Below are 16582 nucleotides of genomic sequence, written 5' to 3'. Positions count from 1 at the left end.
GTTTGCGACTTCCTTATGTTAACATCTTCGTTAGTTAATGTCAACTAAGTTTTTCAATTTCTTTTTGTCGTTTTCTGCGTTTCCGCATCAGCGACGGTTATTAATTTAACATATACAAACTATTAACGTCAACACTTTTTAATAAAAAATTCTTTTTCTTACATAACGAATACATTCTTCTGTGTTAGCTACTCTCCGGAATAAACAGAAAATGATTTTATATCTTTCTTCCATGGCTTTTTTTACAACTTCATGAATACGCTCATCTTCAAAATCAAATAAAAGTTCCTCTAATTCTCTCTTCAATATGTATTCCATTTCTTTTCTCTCTTCTTTTGTCAACATCAGCCCAAGCAAACAATCACCTCAATAATTCCTTACGCAACAATAAACGTTCCGCTCATTTTCAATTATCACAATCCTATCATCCATTATATCCACTACTTACGATATTAATCCTTTGTTCTCTTTTTTATATTTCCAGCATATATGTAACTGAAAAGGATTGGACAAAGGGGCGTAATATTATGTTTTTCTTTTTTATTACGAGTAAGAGAAATTTTAAACACATTAGCTTAATAGTGATACTTTCCTTATTTACAGCATGGCTACTCTTTTTAAAAACATATTCACATGAATCTGCTTTTTCAACTGCTACAGGCCCTAAAGTAATTTACAAAGGAGACACCGCTAAAAAGCAAGTTGCATTTACGTTTGATATTAGTTGGGGAGACAAAAAAGCAATTCCAATCCTAGATACTCTTAAAGAAAAAGAAATTAAGAATGCAACCTTCTTCCTTTCTGCTGCATGGGCCGAAAGACACCCCGATATTGTAGAGCGAATCATGAAAGATGGACACGAAATCGGTAGTATGGGGTACAATTACACATCCTATACTTCTCTAGAGACAAATGAAATAAGACGAGACCTTTTACGAGCACAAGATGTTTTTACGAAACTTGGTGTAAAACAAGTCAAGCTGTTACGTCCACCTAGTGGCGAATTTAACAAAGCAACCCTTAAAATCGCAGAATCACTTGGATACACCGTCGTGCATTGGAGTAATAATTCAAACGATTGGAAAAACCCAGGTGTAAATAACATCGTTTCCACTGTCTCTAATAATTTGAAAGGTGGAGATATCGTCTTATTACACGCATCCGATTCTGCCCTTCAAACAAATAGAGCTTTACCGCTGCTCCTGCAAAAAATAAAAAGTGATGGATATGAGCAAATATCCGTTTCACAACTTATTTCCAACACAAGTACGAAAAGTGAGGATGTGAAGTAGCTTCTTCCCTACTACTCTTCACGCATAAAAAGCTCTACTACCTTTCAAGAAGGTGGTAGAGCTTTTTTAATCATACCATTTACAACATTATAACTGCTGTTGTATAAAACCTCTCTATTAAGCTGATTTACTTGTTTTTCCGATTAAACGATGTAATACAAGTAATTGATATGCATTACATAACAATAGCGGTATAACCATTAAATATAACCAATCTGTATCATTAATCCGAAGCGCCGGTACCCATTCAAGGATCGTTACAACAACCATAAAGAACAGAGCTGGCACAAATGCTTTTTTATTTGTTTCTTTACTTTTTACATAAGCAACAATTGCTCCAAACACAAATAACATTCCAGCAACAAGTATATTATTCCCTAACGAGACTTCCCCATTTGCAATAAGTACAGATCTTAAATACACAAAATCAAATAATACGAATGCAATAAAGAAGAGCTGGACTGCATTCCATAAAGAAGATGAGCGAAACATCCCTAGTCCAAAACGGTGGATTGTTAAATATGCAAAGAATCCCATTTGACTTATAACACTAAAAATAAATCCTACACCCATCAGCCAGAAAGATACTGCTAAAATCTCCTTACCGTCGAAATTTTGAAAAAATTTATCGTACTTGTCCCACTCCAAAACAAAACCAATAATAACTGTGCTAATCCCACCAAGAAACAACGTCGTTAAAAATAGTCGTACCCACTTGCGGCTATTCACAACACATCCCCCATTATCCTTATATTTCTAATTAAATTGTATCAATGACAATTTCAAAAAGCTAGCCATGTTCATGTATAAATTCCTTAAAGATATTTATATTAAAAAGAGAGAACTGTGCTGAAAGGAGTTCCAACTTATGAAACGGATGCTATTCATTTTCGTTTCTTCTTTTCTACTTATCGCACTTGCAGCATGCGCACAAGGAAAAGAAACGAAATCCGAACTAGATTACGATCAAACAAAGAAAATGATTGTTGATATTTTAAAAACAGATCAAGGTAAGAAAGCTATTCAAGATGTATTAACTGATGAAAAAATGAAACAAGCACTCATACTAGATGAAACAGTAGTAAAGAAAACGATTGAAGATGCCATGGTATCCGATAAAGGGCAACAATTCTGGGAAAAGCTCTTTAAAGATCCTGAGTTCTCATCAAAATTTGCTAAAAGTATGGGGAAAGAACAAACTCAATTAATGAAAACCTTATTAAAAGACCCTGAATACCAAGCAGGCGTTATAGAAATTATGAAAAATCCTGAAGTAGAAAAAATGATGTTACAAACAATGAAGAGTAAAGAATACCGTCAATATCTACAACAAGTACTAACAGAAACTGCTGAAAGTCCACTCTTCCAAGCCAAGATGATTGATATCATTAGTAAAGGTGTGCAAAAAGCTGAAAAAGGCGGATCTGGCAAGAAAGAAGCAGGCGGTGACGGTGGTTCTCAAGGCGAGAAGAAGGAAGAACAGTAAAAAATAATAACTATAATAACGAGTGGACAATTTATATATTGTTCACTCGTTATTACTTTATCTTGCTATTAACAGACAAAATGGACCCCTCTAATTAAGCGAAAGGTTTACTAGCAACAAAAGCCTTATTGTTGTCAGTAACAGGTGAACCCCACTGATTAAAGTTTCACTTTATTTTTGTGTAACAGCTGTTTTATCAATTACTGTTTCAGCTATTTTACTATAAATAATGCCCGTTGTATGTGTATCTTCATATACTGAAGGAGCAAAGTCTTCTTTATTCCAATCGGGTTGTTGCAGTGGAATACGACCAAGAACATTCGTTTGTAATTCGGTAGCTAACTTATCTCCCCCACCTTTTCCAAATACATATTCTTTCTCACCAGTTACCTTACTTTCAAAATATGCCATATTCTCAACAACACCAAGAATACTATGTTCAGTGCGCAATGCCATCGCTCCAGCACGCGCTGCTACAAACGCAGCTGTTGGATGAGGCGTCGTTACAATAATCTCTTTGCAAGATGGCAACATTGAGTGCACATCTAACGCAACATCACCTGTGCCTGGTGGCAAATCTAGTACTAAATAATCTAAATCGCCCCATTCTACTTCTGTGAAGAAGTGGTTTAACATTTTCCCAAGCATAGGTCCTCTCCAAATAACTGGTGCATTATCCTCTACAAAGAAGCCCATTGAGATTACCTTTACACCTAAACGTTCCACCGGAATTATCTTGTCACCTCTTACGATAGGACGTTTTTCTATCCCCATCATGTCTGGCACACTAAAACCGTAAATGTCCGCATCAATAATACCAACTTTTTTTCCTAAACGAGCTAAAGCAACTGCAAGGTTAACGGAAACAGTTGATTTTCCCACGCCACCTTTTCCACTCGCTACTGCTAAGAATGTTGTTTTTGAATTAGGTGACAATAAAGATTCACTTTGCTCTTCTTCTTGTTCCGGTGCAAACTGAGCTAATTCCTCTTCTGTAAATTCTGCAAAACGAAGTCCAACTGTTGCTGCCCCAAGTTCTTTTACTAACTTTACAATTCCAGACTGCAACTGCATTTGTTCCGCTGTACCGGTTTTTACGATTGCAATTTTGACACTCACATGTTCCTTCTCTGGCTTGACTGTTACCTCTTTAATTGCACTTGTTTCTTTTAATGTTTTATGTAAAAACGGATCTACAATCCCTTCTAACGCTTCAACCACTTGCTCTTTCGTTACCATAATTAGCCCAGCCCCCTGTATGAAAAATAACGTAATGTTAATTGAATTTATCTCTGCTTATCCTTGAAATAAATGCGTTTACATTTCCAGTATAACATATTTTCCGAAAACTTCGTTAACGAGAGAAGCTCAAAAAAATCCTCCTTATTCTGGAGGATTTCCTTTTTCCGTGAAATAACGTAATATACCACGGTATATTGCAGCTGCTACCTTTTGCTGATATTTCTCCGAATTTAACATATACCTTTCGTTCACATTCGATAAAAAGCCAGCTTCAATTAAAGCACCTGGTGTTTTAGAATACTTTAATAAATATACATGCGAAATTGTCTTAGCAGAACGATTCGTGTTCTCTAAACTTGTTCTCAATTCAGCCTGTATAAATTTTGCAGCACGTTCATTTTCAATCGAAGAGCGGTAATAGAACGTTTGTGCGCCTTTCGATCCACTACTAGTTAAAGCATTTAAATGAATACTTGCAAAAAAGTCTACATCAGGTTTATTGATGATTTCTACACGTTTTTTTAAATCCTCTGCTTTACGTCTACTATATGACTTTGTATCTTTGTTAGCTAAATCATAATCTCCCTCACGCGTTAAAATAACTAGTGCACCTTGTTCTTGTAAATAGTCTTGTACCTTTTTTGTAATTTCAAGCGTAATATCCTTTTCTATAATATCCTTTCCACCAACAGCCCCTCCATCTGGTCCACCATGCCCAGCATCTAACACAATTACTTTCCCTGATAAGGGTAAATTCCAAGCTCGCCACGATTTTGTAATTTGAAATTCTTGCTTGACTAAAAAAAACAATACAACCGCAGCGAGTGCAAAAGAGATAATTCGAATTCTCTTCATACCTTTCCTCCTCCAGCTAGTCCCTCTAATTACTTATATGGGACAAGAGGAAAGTTTATGCTTGTCTTAATGAAGCTTTAATCGATATCTTCTTTCACCTTTTTCATACCCTTCTTGCCACCACAATCCTATAAACTGCTGACAAGATTCAAAAAGTAACTCCTCATCTTTCAACTTTATTTCTCGCATAGTCATACTCGTTAAAAATTGAAATAGCGTTTCAGTTAATTGTTGTTCTTCTTCTAAAGCTCTATATTTCACATCAAAAAACGATTCACCATAATAACCAAATTTACTGTATCTCGCTCCTAATAAATAAGATTCTATCCCTAATTCAATACAGTAATCTTCATACTGACGATGAAGCTCTTGCATTTGAAAGGCATCACGAATATTTGAACGCAATGTTTTTAATGATAATTCCCGCAACATCTTCCGCTCGTATTTTAACTGCTTTTCTTTTTGTTTTTCTTGTAAGCTGACAATGACATTCATAGTACATATAAACCTCCCTAATACGTATTAGTCTAAACTTCTAAAGAAGAAGCATACGCGTGGCGGGAGCACTAAAATATTCCAAGCTATAAAAATTGCAAAAGAGGAATGAAACATAAAAAACCCCAACCAAAATGGTTGGGGTTTGTAGTTCGCAAAAATTAACGTTTTGAGAACTGAGGTGCACGACGTGCGCCTTTAAGACCGTATTTTTTACGCTCTTTCATACGTGCGTCACGAGTTAATAGACCTGCACGTTTTAATGTTAGACGGTATTCTGGATCAGCTTTTAATAAAGCGCGAGAAATACCGTGACGAATAGCACCAGCTTGACCAGTGTATCCACCACCATTTACGTTTACAAGTACATCGTAGTTACCTAAAGTTTCTGTTGCAACTAGAGGTTGTTTCACTACTTCACGTAATGCAGCAAATGGGATATAGTTTTCAAAATCACGACCGTTAATGATAACGCGTCCTTCGCCTGGAACTAGGCGTACGCGCGCTACTGAACTCTTACGACGTCCAGTGCCATAGTATTGAACCTGTGCCAAAGTAAGCCCTCCTTTAATTAATTATCCGCGAAGTTCGTAAACTTCTGGTTTTTGTGCTTGGTGTGGATGCTCTGCTCCAGCATACACGTTAAGTTTCTTAGAAACTTGACGGCCTAAGCGTCCTTTTGGAAGCATGCCTTTAATTGCAAGCTCTAACATTTGTACAGGGTAGTTTGTACGCATTTCAAGAGCTGTTCTTTGCTTAAGTCCACCTGGGTGGTTAGTGTGACGGTAGTAAATTTTATCGTTTAATTTATTACCTGTTAAATGAATTTTCTCAGCGTTAATAATAATTACATGATCACCCGTGTCAACGTGTGGTGTAAATGTAGGTTTGTTTTTACCACGTAAAATGGATGCTACTTCACTAGCAAGGCGACCTAAAGTTTGACCTTCAGCATCAACCACATACCATTTACGCTCAACTTCGTTAGCTTTTGCCATAAAAGTCGTACGCATGTGTTTCCCTCCTCGTTATCTTTTCCATAGAAAAAATCTATTGTTTATCTTAAACACGATTTCCTTCCGGGGCTAATCGTGGTTTTAGAAACAATACCATATGTTATGATATACTTTTGAGTTTCTAATGTCAAGCAAATGTTACACCAGGATTAGTTGTTATAGTTTACCTCCCATAAGTAAAGCCCATGACCTGGAGCCATCTTTCCAGCAAACTGACGATTTTGTTTCGCTAAAATCTCTGGAATGCTATCAGGATCAAGCTTTCCTTGCCCTACGCTAAGTAACGTACCAACAATAATTCTGACCATATTATATAAAAATCCATTACCTACAAAACGAAAAATTATTTCATCATTTTGTTCAATTAACTCGATTTCATAAATTGTTCGCACTTTATCTTTTTTGTCAGTTTTTGCCGAACAAAAAGAAGTGAAATCATGTGTTCCAATAAAATAAGGAATTGCTTTTCTTATAGAGTTGATTTCGAGCGGGTATGGATATTGATATACGTAATTTCTACGGAATACATCCGCAGTCTTTGATAATAATACACGATAACGATATTCTTTTTTCTCAACACCGTAACGTGCATGAAATTCTTCTGTTTTTTTCTCTACTTGCCTAATAACAATATCATCTGGCAACATTGTGTTTAAAGCATTAATCCATTGCCATTCTTCAAGAGACAAAGGAGTATCAAAGTGTATTACTTGTCCTTTTGCATGAACTGTAGAATCTGTTCTACCAGATGCCTGAACACGAACAAGTTCTCCCTTATGCAATTTCTGCAATGCTTTTTCTATCTCCTGTTGAACAGTACGATGGTTCGGCTGAATTTGATAACCACAAAAATGCATGCCATCATATGCAACCGTACATTTTATTCTATCCATTTCTCTATTCTCCATTACGATCGCACCCATGCCAAAATACAAGCTAAACAAAATAAGCTGACAATCGTTACTGTATCGCTTGTTTTCCAGCGTAGTTGCCTAAATTTAGTACGTCCTTCACCACTTTGATATCCACGAGCTTCCATCGCAATGGCTAAGTCCTCTGCACGCTTAAAAGCACTGATAAACAGAGGAACGAGCAGTGAAATAATAGCTTTCATTCTATCTTTTATCGGTCCCCCGGCAAAATCAATACCACGTGACGCTTGTGCTTTCATTATTTTACTCGTTTCATCCATTAATGTCGGGATAAAACGAAGAGAAATTGACATCATTAATGCGATTTCATGAACAGGAACCTTTATACGCTTCAACGGCTTTAATAACGTCTCCAAACCATCTGTAATTTCAATAGGTGTCGTCGTTAACGTTAATAATGTCGTCATTAAAATAATAACGAAGAATCGTACAGAAATGTATATCCCTTGCTCTAATCCTTTTTCATATATCGAAAACCAACCAAGCTGGAATAGTACATCCCCCTCTTTATTTGTAAAAATATGCAGGAAAAATGTAAAAAGAAAAATCCATAAAATTGGTTTTAAGCCCGAAAGTACATAACGAATCGGCACTTTTGCAAAAAATAAAGCAATGAGTGCATATAAAAATAAAAATCCATATGAAATCGCATTATTTGCTAAGAAAACAACAAATACATATAAAAAGACAATCAGCAGCTTCGTACGTGGATCAAGTTGATGAATAAGTGAATTCCCCGGGATATATCTCCCAATAATCAACTGCTGCATGATTCATGACCACCTTTTCGTAACACCTGCACAACTTCATGAGTAAGATCCTCTAAAGATAAGGTAGCCTTTGGAATTGAAATACCAAACTTCTCTTCAATTGCACGTTTATACTTTAATGACATAGGAAGATCCACACCAATTTTCTCTAGTTCATCAGCATGTGAAAATACTTCCTCTGCACTTCCTTGCAAAAAGACCGTTCCTTTATGCATAACTACAATCTGCTCCGCATACTGAGCAGCATCCTCCATATTATGCGTTACAAGGATGACTGTAAGACCCTTCTCCTTGTGCAGCTTATAAAACATCTCCATAAGTTCGTTCTGCCCTTTTGGATCTAGTCCTGCTGTAGGTTCATCTAATACAAGCACTTCAGGTTCCATTGCCAGTACACCCGCTATAGCAACACGTCTCATTTGTCCACCACTTAATTCGAACGGAGAACGTGCTAACAGTTCTGGTTCTAGCCCTACAAGTTCAATTGCCTTTCTAGCCTTTTGCCTTGCTTCGTCTACAGATACTCCAAAATTAGTAGGGCCGAAACAAATATCTTTCTCCACAGTCTCTTCAAACAACTGATGTTCTGGGAATTGAAAGACAACCCCTACTTTCTTACGTAGTGGCTTTAGCTTTTTTTCTTTCTTTCCTGCCGAAATCAAATGTTCACCAATTTGAACTGTACCATTTGTCGGCTGCAATAAACCATTTAAATGTTGAATCATCGTCGACTTTCCTGAACCAGTATGACCGATAATGGCATAATAGCCCCCACTTGGAAACGACACGTCTACATCATAAAGTGCGCGTCTTTCAAATGGAGTTTTATATTGATAACGATGTTCTACTTTTTGGAATGTAATCTCCAAAGTTCGTTCACCAAGCTTTCCATTGTAAGATGCGTATTTTGCAAGAGAATTTCATTTCTTTTTAATAATTCTGCTATTTTCACCGAAAACGGTACATCTAAGCCAATTTCTTGGAGCATATGAGAGGATTTGAAAATTTTTTCTGGAGTCCCTTCCTCTAATATTTCTCCCTTATTTAAAATAATGACACGATCTGACTGTGCCGCTTCTTCTAAATCGTGCGTAATTGATAACACGGTAATACCTTTTTGAGTAACAAGTTGTCTAACCGTTTCTACTACTTCACGTCTCCCTTGAGGGTCTAACATTGACGTTGCTTCATCTAATATTAAAATAGATGGTTGAAGTGCTAAAACGCCTGCTATTGCCACTCGCTGCTTTTGCCCACCAGATAAGGAATGAGGCTCATCATTAAGAAAATCTTCCATACGGACAAGTTGCAAGGCCTGTTCTAATCTTTCAATCATTTGTTCTCTTGGCATTCCGATATTCTCCAAGCCAAATACAACATCATCTTGCACTGTCGTTCCAACAAATTGATTATCCGGATTTTGAAATACCATTCCAATTTGTTTTCGAACATCCCATACCGTTTCCTCTGATAAAACCATTGTATCATTTACTGTAATAGTCCCTGCTTCTGGCAAAAACAAACCATTCAATAATTTTGCAAGTGTAGACTTTCCTGAACCGTTTTGACCAATAATAGATACCCATTCTCCCTCATATAAGGAAAATGAAACATCTTTTAATGCATAAGTGGCTGCCCCAGGATATTGAAATGATATATTTTCTATCCGAAGTTTCTCTTTTTTCAATAGAAGGCACCCTTTCCTTCGCCAAGTTAGCCTATTTTTATATTTAAAAAAAAGGGCCATGACCAGTTTCTTGAAAAGAACTGTCCTGCCCTTTTAATTATCATTATACTAACTCGATAATTACCATTGGTGCTGCGTCTCCGCGACGTGGACCAATTTTTGCAATACGAGTGTATCCGCCTTGGCGCTCAGCATAGCGTGGAGCTACATCAGCGAATAGTTTTTGAAGTGCATCTTGACCAGTCTCAGCGTTAGCTACTTCATTGCGAATGAAAGCTGCTGCTTGACGACGAGCATGAAGATCTCCGCGTTTACCTAAAGTGATCATTTTTTCCACTACAGAACGAAGTTCTTTTGCACGAGTTTCTGTCGTTTGGATGCGCTCGTTGATAATTAAATCAGTAGCTAAATCACGTAACATAGCTTTACGTTGCGCACTTGTACGGCCTAATTTTCTGTATGCCATTCGTAGTTCCCTCCTTTGTTGATGGGTTTAAATCCTCAGTCGTCTTTACGTAAACCTAAACCTAATTCCTCAAGTTTATGTTTAACTTCTTCTAAGGATTTACGTCCTAAGTTACGAACTTTCATCATATCTTCTTCTGTTTTGTTCGCAAGCTCTTGTACAGTATTAATTCCTGCACGTTTTAGGCAATTATAAGAACGAACAGAAAGGTCTAGTTCTTCGATAGTCATCTCAAGAACTTTCTCTTTTTGATCTTCTTCCTTCTCGACCATAATCTCAGCATTTTGTGCTTCATCAGTTAAACCAACAAAGATATTTAAATGCTCAGTTAAGATTTTGGCACCTAAAGAGATAGCTTCTTTTGGCCCGATGCTTCCATCCGTCCATACATCAAGCGTAAGCTTATCATAATTAGCCACTTGTCCGACACGTGTCTTTTCCACTTGGTAAGTCACACGTGATACTGGAGTATAAATAGAATCAATAGGAATTACTCCTATTGGTTGATCTTCGCTTTTATTTGCATCAGCTGGCGTATACCCACGGCCACGCTTTGCAGTTAAACGCACGCGGAAATGCGCATCTTTTGCTAACGTTGCAATGTGTAAATCTGGATTTAAGATTTCTACATCACTATCGTGAGTAATATCAGCAGCTGTGACAATACCTTCGCCCTGTACATCAATTTCCAACGTCTTCTCTTCTTCAGAGTAGATTTTAAGAGCTAACTTTTTCAAGTTTAAGATGATCGTCGTAACGTCTTCTACTACGCCCTCAACTGTTGAAAATTCATGTAATACGCCATCGATTTGGATAGCAGTAACAGCGGCACCAGGGAGTGAGGATAAAAGAATACGACGTAAGGAGTTACCCAAAGTAGTACCATATCCACGCTCAAGCGGTTCAATTACGAATTTACCATATTTAGCATCTTCGTTAAGTTCAACCGTTTCGATTTTCGGCTTTTCGATTTCAATCATTAACTAAACCCTCCTTCAAAACGTCGAAACCCCGGTTAAACAAAGGTATAACCCCTGTCTAACCGAAAGTCCCCCTTAGGCAGTTCCCGATTGTGCACAACAAGCGATGTTTCTGTACGAAATTTCTCGATAATGCATCATATCCATTATAGACAAAAGGGAAAATTCTATACAGAAAAATTACACACGACGACGTTTTGGTGGACGACATCCATTATGAGGAACTGGAGTAACATCTCTAATTGCTGTTACTTCTAGACCTGCAGCTTGAAGAGCACGAATTGCAGCTTCACGACCAGCACCAGGACCTTTAACAGTAACCTCTAAAGTTTTTAAACCGTGTTCCATTGCAGCTTTAGCAGCAGTTTCAGCAGCCATTTGCGCAGCGAATGGAGTAGATTTACGAGATCCACGGAAACCAAGTGCACCAGCACTAGACCAAGAAAGTGCGTTACCGTGAGTATCTGTAAGTGTTACGATTGTGTTGTTGAAAGTAGAACGAATATGAGCTATACCAGCTTCAATATTCTTTTTCACACGTTTTTTACGAGTGTTTGTTTTACGTGCCATTGTTAGTTCAACCTCCTTTACTTATTATTTCTTTTTATTTGCTACTGTACGACGTGGACCTTTACGTGTACGAGCATTGTTTTTAGAGTTTTGACCACGAACTGGTAAACCACGACGGTGACGAAGACCACGGTAAGAACCGATCTCCATTAGACGTTTGATGTTAAGAGATACTTCACGACGAAGGTCTCCCTCAACTTTAATACGATCGATGATATCACGGATACGTCCTAATTCGTCTTCCGTTAAATCACGAACTCGTGTTTCTTCAGAAATACCTGCTTCAGCAAGAATTTTTTCAGCAGTTGTGCGACCAATGCCGAATACGTAAGTTAAAGAAATAACAACGCGTTTGTCTCGAGGAATATCTACACCTGCGATACGTGCCATTACGAATGCACCTCCTTCTGATTAACCTTGTTTTTGTTTATGTTTAGGGTTTTCACAAATAACCATTACTTTTCCACGTCTACGAATAACTTTACATTTTTCGCAGATTGGTTTAACTGACGGTCTTACTTTCATGTCTCGAACCTCCTTAAAGATTACGGAGTGCTATATTATTTAAAACGGTACGTAATACGACCACGATTTAAATCGTACGGAGATAATTCTACCGTAACTTTGTCTCCTGGTAAAATACGAATGAAGTTCATACGGATTTTACCAGAAACGTGAGCCAATACGACATGCCCATTCTCTAATTCTACTTTGAACATAGCATTTGGCAACGTTTCAAGAACGGTACCTTCGACTTCAATTACATCATCTTTAGCCATTCAATAGTTCTCCCTTCTTCAAATCAGTAACATTTTACACTGCTCTGAAATCCCGGAGAGCCAGCTACTTATAAAGTGGTAAGGATTTCGTATCCTGCTTCTGTAAGAGCAATCGTGTGCTCAAAATGGGCACACCATTTACCATCTACCGTTACCACTGTCCAGTCATCAGATAGTGTTTTTACATATCGTCTTCCTTGATTCACCATCGGCTCAACACAGATGACCATTCCCGGCTTTAATCTAGGGCCTCTATTTGGTGGACCATAGTGCGGGATTTGAGGGTCCTCATGTAAGTCTTGCCCGATTCCGTGACCAACATACTCCCTAACGATCGAGAATCCATTCTCTTCAGCATGGGTTTGAACCGCATGTGAGATATTTGATAATCTCTCGCCTGGTTTTACTTGTTCTAGACCAAGATACAACGATTTTTCTGTGACATCAAGTAGCTTTTGAACAGATTCAGAAATGTTTCCAACTGGATACGTCCATGCAGAATCTCCATGGTACCCATTGTATTTCGCACCAATATCGATACTGATGATATCGCCCTCTTTGAGCTTGCGCTTCCCTGGAATTCCGTGTACAAGCTCTTCATTTACAGAAGCACATATGCTCCCCGGAAATCCGTTGTATCCTTTAAAAGATGGCGTAGCACCATATTTTTGAATCGTCTTTTCCGCTATTTGATCGAGCTCTTTCGTTGTAATTCCTGGAGTAATGTGCTGTTTCAACTCTTGATGAGTCAAAGCAACGATCCTGCCAGCTTCTCGCATGATTTCTATCTCGCGAGGAGTTTTGCAGATTATCATTACGCTAAGCCTCCGATGAGAACATCGATATCAGCAAATACTTTATTGATATCTTGCTCACCATTAATGCTTTGTAAGTAACCAAGCTCTTCGTAGAAATCAAGCAAAGGTTTTGTTTGCTTAATATTTACATCTAAACGATTTGCTACAGTTTCTTCATTGTCATCAGAGCGTTGATATAATTCGCCACCACATTTATCGCACACATCAGCTTTTGCTGGTGGATTGAATTCTAAGTGGTAAGTCGCACCGCACTCTTTACAAATGCGACGGCCTGTAAGGCGTTTTAATAACAACCCTGAATCCACATTAATGTTTAAAACATAGTCGATTTTTTTGCCAAGATCTTTCATAATTTCTTCAAGAGCTGATGCTTGTGCAACAGTTCGTGGGAAACCGTCTAGTAAGAAACCTCTTACGCAGTCGTCTTGACTTAAACGTTCACGAACGATTCCGATTGTAACTTCATCTGGAACAAGTGCACCTTTATCAATAAAAGATTTTGCTTGTAGACCCATTTCAGTTTCAGCCTTCATAGCTGCACGGAACATGTCTCCTGTTGAAATGTGAGGGATGTTATACTTGGCAACAATCTGTTCGGCTTGTGTACCTTTACCAGCACCAGGAAGCCCCATTAAAATTAAGTTCATCCTTGTTCCCCCTCAGAGTACATGAGCATGTAGGGAAGACAATTCTTCCCACTTACTCACTGCTTGATAAACCCTTTGTAATGGCGTTTTACCAGTTGGCTTTCTAGCTGCTTCATTGTTTCTAAAGCAACGCCGACAACGATTAACATACTCGTTCCACCGATCTGTGCAGATGGAGGAAGATTTCCCAATTTCGTAAAGATAACTGGTAAGATTGCAATCGCTGCTAGGAAAATTGATCCTACAAAGGTCAAACGATACAAGATTTTTGTTAGATATTGTTCCGTATTCTTACCCGGACGAATACCTGGAACATATCCACCTTGCTTGTTTAGATTCTCTGACATTTGCTCTGGATTAACCTGAACAAATGCATAGAAATATGTGAAGGCTACAATGAGCGCAACATATATGATCATTCCCACTGGGTGAGAATAGTTAAAGTTTGCAATAATCCACTGCGATACATCATGTTTCGGGAAGAACTGTGCAATAGTCGGAGGCGTAATTAAGAATGAAACAGCAAAAATTACTGGAATAACACCAGCACTATTTACCTTAAGCGGTAAATGTGTGTTTTGTGCTCCAGCATAACCACCATTTCCTCCTGTTACACGCTTCGCATATTGAATTGGGATCTTTCTAACAGCCTGTTGAATGAAAATAACACCCACAATAACTGCTAGCACAGCTAGTAAAATCAATGCAACTTTAACGATACTCATGAACAATTGATCTCCGATATTTTGAAACTGTTGCTGATACACTTGAGATATAACACTTGGGATCGCTGCGGCAATACCGCCAAAGATAAGGATGGAAATACCATTACCTACACCTTTAGCTGTAATCTGTTCACCTAACCACATTAAAAATGCAGTACCAGCAGTCAGTACCGTAGCAATGTATAAATAAGTGCTCCAACCTGGATTCAAAATTAATTGTCCACCTACCATACCGTTAAAACCGATTGACATACCAAACCCCTGAATAAACGCAAGAACAATTGTAAAGTAACGCGTGAATTGCGTTAATTTACGACGGCCCATTTCACCTTGCTTCGACCATTCCGAAAATTTAGGAACAACATCCATCTGCAATAATTGCACGATGATGGATGCTGTAATATACGGCATGATTCCCATCGCAAAGATGGAGAAGTTTTTCAAGGCTCCACCGCCAAATGTATTTAGAATACCTAAAGCATTTAATTGATCTTGTGCCTTCAGTACGTCTCCATTTGTAAATGGCACGGGGATAAACGTGCCAATCCTGAATACGATTAACATCGCTAAAGTGAATAATATTTTACGTCTTATCTCAGCAACGCGCATAAAGTTGGAGATTGTACGAAACATTAGATCACCTCAACTGATCCGCCAGCTGCTTCAATTGCTTCTTTAGCACTTGAAGAGAACTTGTGCGCTTTAACAGTTAGTTTTTTCTCTACTGCTCCGCTTGCAAGAACTTTAACACCGTCGTTTAACTTGCTGATAACGCCAGTTTCCAGCAATAATTCAGGTGTTACTTCTGTACCATCTTCAAAACGATTTAACGTTGATAAGTTTACAATAGCAAACTCTTTACGGTTAATGTTTGTGAAGCCGCGTTTTGGTAAACGACGGAATAATGGAGTTTGACCACCTTCGAAGCCAAGACGAACACCGCCGCCAGAACGTGCGTTTTGTCCTTTATGACCTTTACCAGCAGTTTTACCGTTACCAGAACCGATACCACGACCGACACGGTTACGTACTTTACGAGAACCTTCTGCAGGTTTTAATTCATGAAGTTTCATTCCCAGGCACCTCCTTATATTAATGAGTTATCCTTAAGCTTCTTTTACAGTTACAAGGTGAGAAACTTTGTTGATCATACCAAGAATAGCAGGAGTTTCTTCCTTAACTACAGTTGAATTCAACTTTTTAAGACCTAAAGCTTCTACCGTCGCACGTTGATCTTGTGGACGACCAATTACACTACGAGTGAGGGTAATTTCTAACTTTTTCGCCATTTGTTTTCCCTCCTTAACCTAGTAGCTCTTCTACAGATTTACCGCGTAATTTTGCAACATCTTCAGCGCGCTTAAGTTCGCTTAATCCGTTCACAGTAGCGCGAATCATGTTGATTGGTGTGTTAGAACCAAGAGATTTCGAAAGAATATCTTGTACACCAGCTAATTCAAGGACCGCACGAACAGGTCCACCAGCAATAACACCAGTACCCTCAGCAGCAGGTTTTAAGAATACTTCACCAGCGCCAAAATGACCGTTGATTGTGTGTGGAATTGTTGTACCAACTAATGGTACAGCGATTAAGTTTTTCTTAGCGTCTTCGATAGCTTTACGGATTGCGTCTGGTACCTCTTGTGCTTTACCAGTACCGAATCCAACATGACCGTTTTTATCGCCAACTACAACTAGTGCAGCAAAGCGGAAACGACGACCACCCTTAACAACTTTCGCGACACGATTTATCGTAACTACACGTTCTTCAAGTTCTAATTTACTTGGGTCAATGCGATGCATCAATTTTCCCTCCTTTGAC

At 38.3% G+C, this 16582-nt stretch carries 25 protein-coding genes; 2 read left to right on the top strand and 23 right to left on the bottom strand.

Annotated features, from left to right (window positions below; all coding sequences use genetic code 11):
• Positions 1 to 138: 138 nt before the first annotated feature.
• Positions 139 to 357, bottom strand: coding sequence for a hypothetical protein (locus DN404_RS18240; RefSeq protein ID WP_000901147.1), 219 nt, complete (start codon positions 355 to 357; stop codon positions 139 to 141).
• A 170-nt stretch (positions 358 to 527) separates the two neighbouring features.
• On the opposite strand from DN404_RS18240, the gene pdaB reads away from it, so the two are divergent.
• Complete coding sequence (gene pdaB, locus DN404_RS18235) at positions 528 to 1292, top strand: polysaccharide deacetylase family sporulation protein PdaB (RefSeq protein WP_000464703.1); 765 nt, start codon at positions 528 to 530, stop codon at positions 1290 to 1292.
• Positions 1293 to 1409: 117 nt separating this feature from the next.
• On the opposite strand, the gene kbaA is transcribed toward pdaB, so the two are convergent.
• Positions 1410 to 2021, bottom strand: a complete 612-nt coding sequence (kbaA, locus tag DN404_RS18230) for a KinB signaling pathway activation protein KbaA (RefSeq protein ID WP_006921137.1) — start codon at positions 2019 to 2021, stop codon at positions 1410 to 1412.
• 139 nt (positions 2022 to 2160) lie between these two features.
• Here kbaA and gerD point away from each other — a divergent pair, with 139 nt between their 5' ends.
• Entirely contained in the window at positions 2161 to 2778 is a 618-nt protein-coding gene (gene gerD / locus DN404_RS18225; protein WP_000827295.1) for a spore germination lipoprotein GerD, read from the top strand.
• 171 nt (positions 2779 to 2949) lie between these two features.
• Here gerD and DN404_RS18220 read toward each other — a convergent pair whose 3' ends face one another.
• The 21 genes from DN404_RS18220 to rpsE all read right to left on the bottom strand — a co-directional run bounded on the left by DN404_RS18220 (position 2950) and on the right by rpsE (position 16563).
• Positions 2950 to 4017: an Mrp/NBP35 family ATP-binding protein gene (locus DN404_RS18220; RefSeq protein ID WP_000256628.1), complete on the bottom strand. Its 1068-nt coding sequence runs from the start codon at positions 4015 to 4017 to the stop codon at positions 2950 to 2952.
• Positions 4018 to 4161: 144 nt separating this feature from the next.
• Positions 4162 to 4875 (bottom strand): N-acetylmuramoyl-L-alanine amidase CwlD, encoded by a 714-nt coding sequence (cwlD, locus tag DN404_RS18215; protein WP_000822439.1) that lies wholly within the window; start codon positions 4873 to 4875, stop codon positions 4162 to 4164.
• A gap of 66 nt (positions 4876 to 4941) precedes the next feature.
• Positions 4942 to 5370, bottom strand: coding sequence for a DUF2521 family protein (locus DN404_RS18210; protein WP_001101005.1), 429 nt, complete (start codon positions 5368 to 5370; stop codon positions 4942 to 4944).
• 161 nt (positions 5371 to 5531) lie between these two features.
• Positions 5532 to 5924 carry a 30S ribosomal protein S9 gene (gene rpsI / locus DN404_RS18205; RefSeq protein WP_000079986.1) on the bottom strand — a complete coding sequence of 131 codons (393 nt, stop codon included), beginning with the start codon at positions 5922 to 5924 and terminating at the stop codon, positions 5532 to 5534.
• A gap of 21 nt (positions 5925 to 5945) precedes the next feature.
• A complete protein-coding gene (rplM, locus tag DN404_RS18200; protein ID WP_001260793.1) occupies positions 5946 to 6383 on the bottom strand; it encodes a 50S ribosomal protein L13 in 438 nt (145 codons plus the stop codon).
• A gap of 152 nt (positions 6384 to 6535) precedes the next feature.
• The gene (gene truA / locus DN404_RS18195) at positions 6536 to 7279 is read right to left on the bottom strand and encodes a tRNA pseudouridine(38-40) synthase TruA (protein ID WP_002098927.1); all 744 of its coding nucleotides are present in this window, start codon (positions 7277 to 7279) and stop codon (positions 6536 to 6538) included.
• 14 nt (positions 7280 to 7293) lie between these two features.
• The gene (locus tag DN404_RS18190) at positions 7294 to 8088 is read right to left on the bottom strand and encodes an energy-coupling factor transporter transmembrane component T family protein (RefSeq protein WP_001186526.1); all 795 of its coding nucleotides are present in this window, start codon (positions 8086 to 8088) and stop codon (positions 7294 to 7296) included.
• Entirely contained in the window at positions 8076 to 8957 is an 882-nt protein-coding gene (locus tag DN404_RS18185) for an energy-coupling factor ABC transporter ATP-binding protein (RefSeq protein ID WP_000406533.1), read from the bottom strand. The genes DN404_RS18190 and DN404_RS18185 overlap by 13 nt, the downstream gene beginning before the upstream one ends.
• Positions 8933 to 9775: an energy-coupling factor ABC transporter ATP-binding protein gene (locus tag DN404_RS18180; RefSeq protein ID WP_000711757.1), complete on the bottom strand. Its 843-nt coding sequence runs from the start codon at positions 9773 to 9775 to the stop codon at positions 8933 to 8935. Before DN404_RS18180 ends, DN404_RS18185 begins: the two co-directional genes overlap by 25 nt.
• Before the next feature lie 103 nt (positions 9776 to 9878).
• Positions 9879 to 10241, bottom strand: a complete 363-nt coding sequence (gene rplQ, locus DN404_RS18175; protein ID WP_000331490.1) for a 50S ribosomal protein L17 — start codon at positions 10239 to 10241, stop codon at positions 9879 to 9881.
• A gap of 35 nt (positions 10242 to 10276) precedes the next feature.
• Complete coding sequence (locus DN404_RS18170; RefSeq protein ID WP_000569643.1) at positions 10277 to 11221, bottom strand: DNA-directed RNA polymerase subunit alpha; 945 nt, start codon at positions 11219 to 11221, stop codon at positions 10277 to 10279.
• A gap of 180 nt (positions 11222 to 11401) precedes the next feature.
• Positions 11402 to 11791 carry a 30S ribosomal protein S11 gene (gene rpsK / locus DN404_RS18165; RefSeq protein ID WP_000101798.1) on the bottom strand — a complete coding sequence of 130 codons (390 nt, stop codon included), beginning with the start codon at positions 11789 to 11791 and terminating at the stop codon, positions 11402 to 11404.
• 24 nt (positions 11792 to 11815) lie between these two features.
• Positions 11816 to 12181: a 30S ribosomal protein S13 gene (gene rpsM / locus DN404_RS18160; RefSeq protein ID WP_000090788.1), complete on the bottom strand. Its 366-nt coding sequence runs from the start codon at positions 12179 to 12181 to the stop codon at positions 11816 to 11818.
• A gap of 21 nt (positions 12182 to 12202) precedes the next feature.
• Positions 12203 to 12316, bottom strand: coding sequence for a 50S ribosomal protein L36 (gene rpmJ / locus DN404_RS18155; RefSeq protein ID WP_000868344.1), 114 nt, complete (start codon positions 12314 to 12316; stop codon positions 12203 to 12205).
• 35 nt (positions 12317 to 12351) lie between these two features.
• Positions 12352 to 12570, bottom strand: a complete 219-nt coding sequence (gene infA, locus DN404_RS18150; protein WP_001029884.1) for a translation initiation factor IF-1 — start codon at positions 12568 to 12570, stop codon at positions 12352 to 12354.
• A 68-nt stretch (positions 12571 to 12638) separates the two neighbouring features.
• Positions 12639 to 13385, bottom strand: coding sequence for a type I methionyl aminopeptidase (gene map / locus DN404_RS18145; protein WP_000582539.1), 747 nt, complete (start codon positions 13383 to 13385; stop codon positions 12639 to 12641).
• Positions 13385 to 14035, bottom strand: coding sequence for an adenylate kinase (locus DN404_RS18140; protein WP_001048989.1), 651 nt, complete (start codon positions 14033 to 14035; stop codon positions 13385 to 13387). The genes map and DN404_RS18140 overlap by 1 nt, the downstream gene beginning before the upstream one ends.
• Positions 14036 to 14091: 56 nt before the next feature.
• The gene (gene secY, locus DN404_RS18135; RefSeq protein WP_000490117.1) at positions 14092 to 15393 is read right to left on the bottom strand and encodes a preprotein translocase subunit SecY; all 1302 of its coding nucleotides are present in this window, start codon (positions 15391 to 15393) and stop codon (positions 14092 to 14094) included.
• Positions 15393 to 15833, bottom strand: a complete 441-nt coding sequence (gene rplO, locus DN404_RS18130) for a 50S ribosomal protein L15 (protein ID WP_000766081.1) — start codon at positions 15831 to 15833, stop codon at positions 15393 to 15395. Before rplO ends, secY begins: the two co-directional genes overlap by 1 nt.
• A gap of 33 nt (positions 15834 to 15866) precedes the next feature.
• Positions 15867 to 16049, bottom strand: coding sequence for a 50S ribosomal protein L30 (gene rpmD / locus DN404_RS18125; protein WP_001085234.1), 183 nt, complete (start codon positions 16047 to 16049; stop codon positions 15867 to 15869).
• A gap of 13 nt (positions 16050 to 16062) precedes the next feature.
• Positions 16063 to 16563, bottom strand: a complete 501-nt coding sequence (rpsE, locus tag DN404_RS18120) for a 30S ribosomal protein S5 (protein WP_000554646.1) — start codon at positions 16561 to 16563, stop codon at positions 16063 to 16065.
• Positions 16564 to 16582 lie beyond the last annotated feature (19 nt).

The sequence above is a fragment of the Bacillus sp. TE8-1 genome, from assembly GCF_008368855.1.
Taxonomy (GTDB): Bacteria; Bacillota; Bacilli; order Bacillales; family Bacillaceae_G; genus Bacillus_A; species Bacillus_A cereus.
This window is presented reverse-complemented; position numbering and strand designations above follow the sequence as displayed.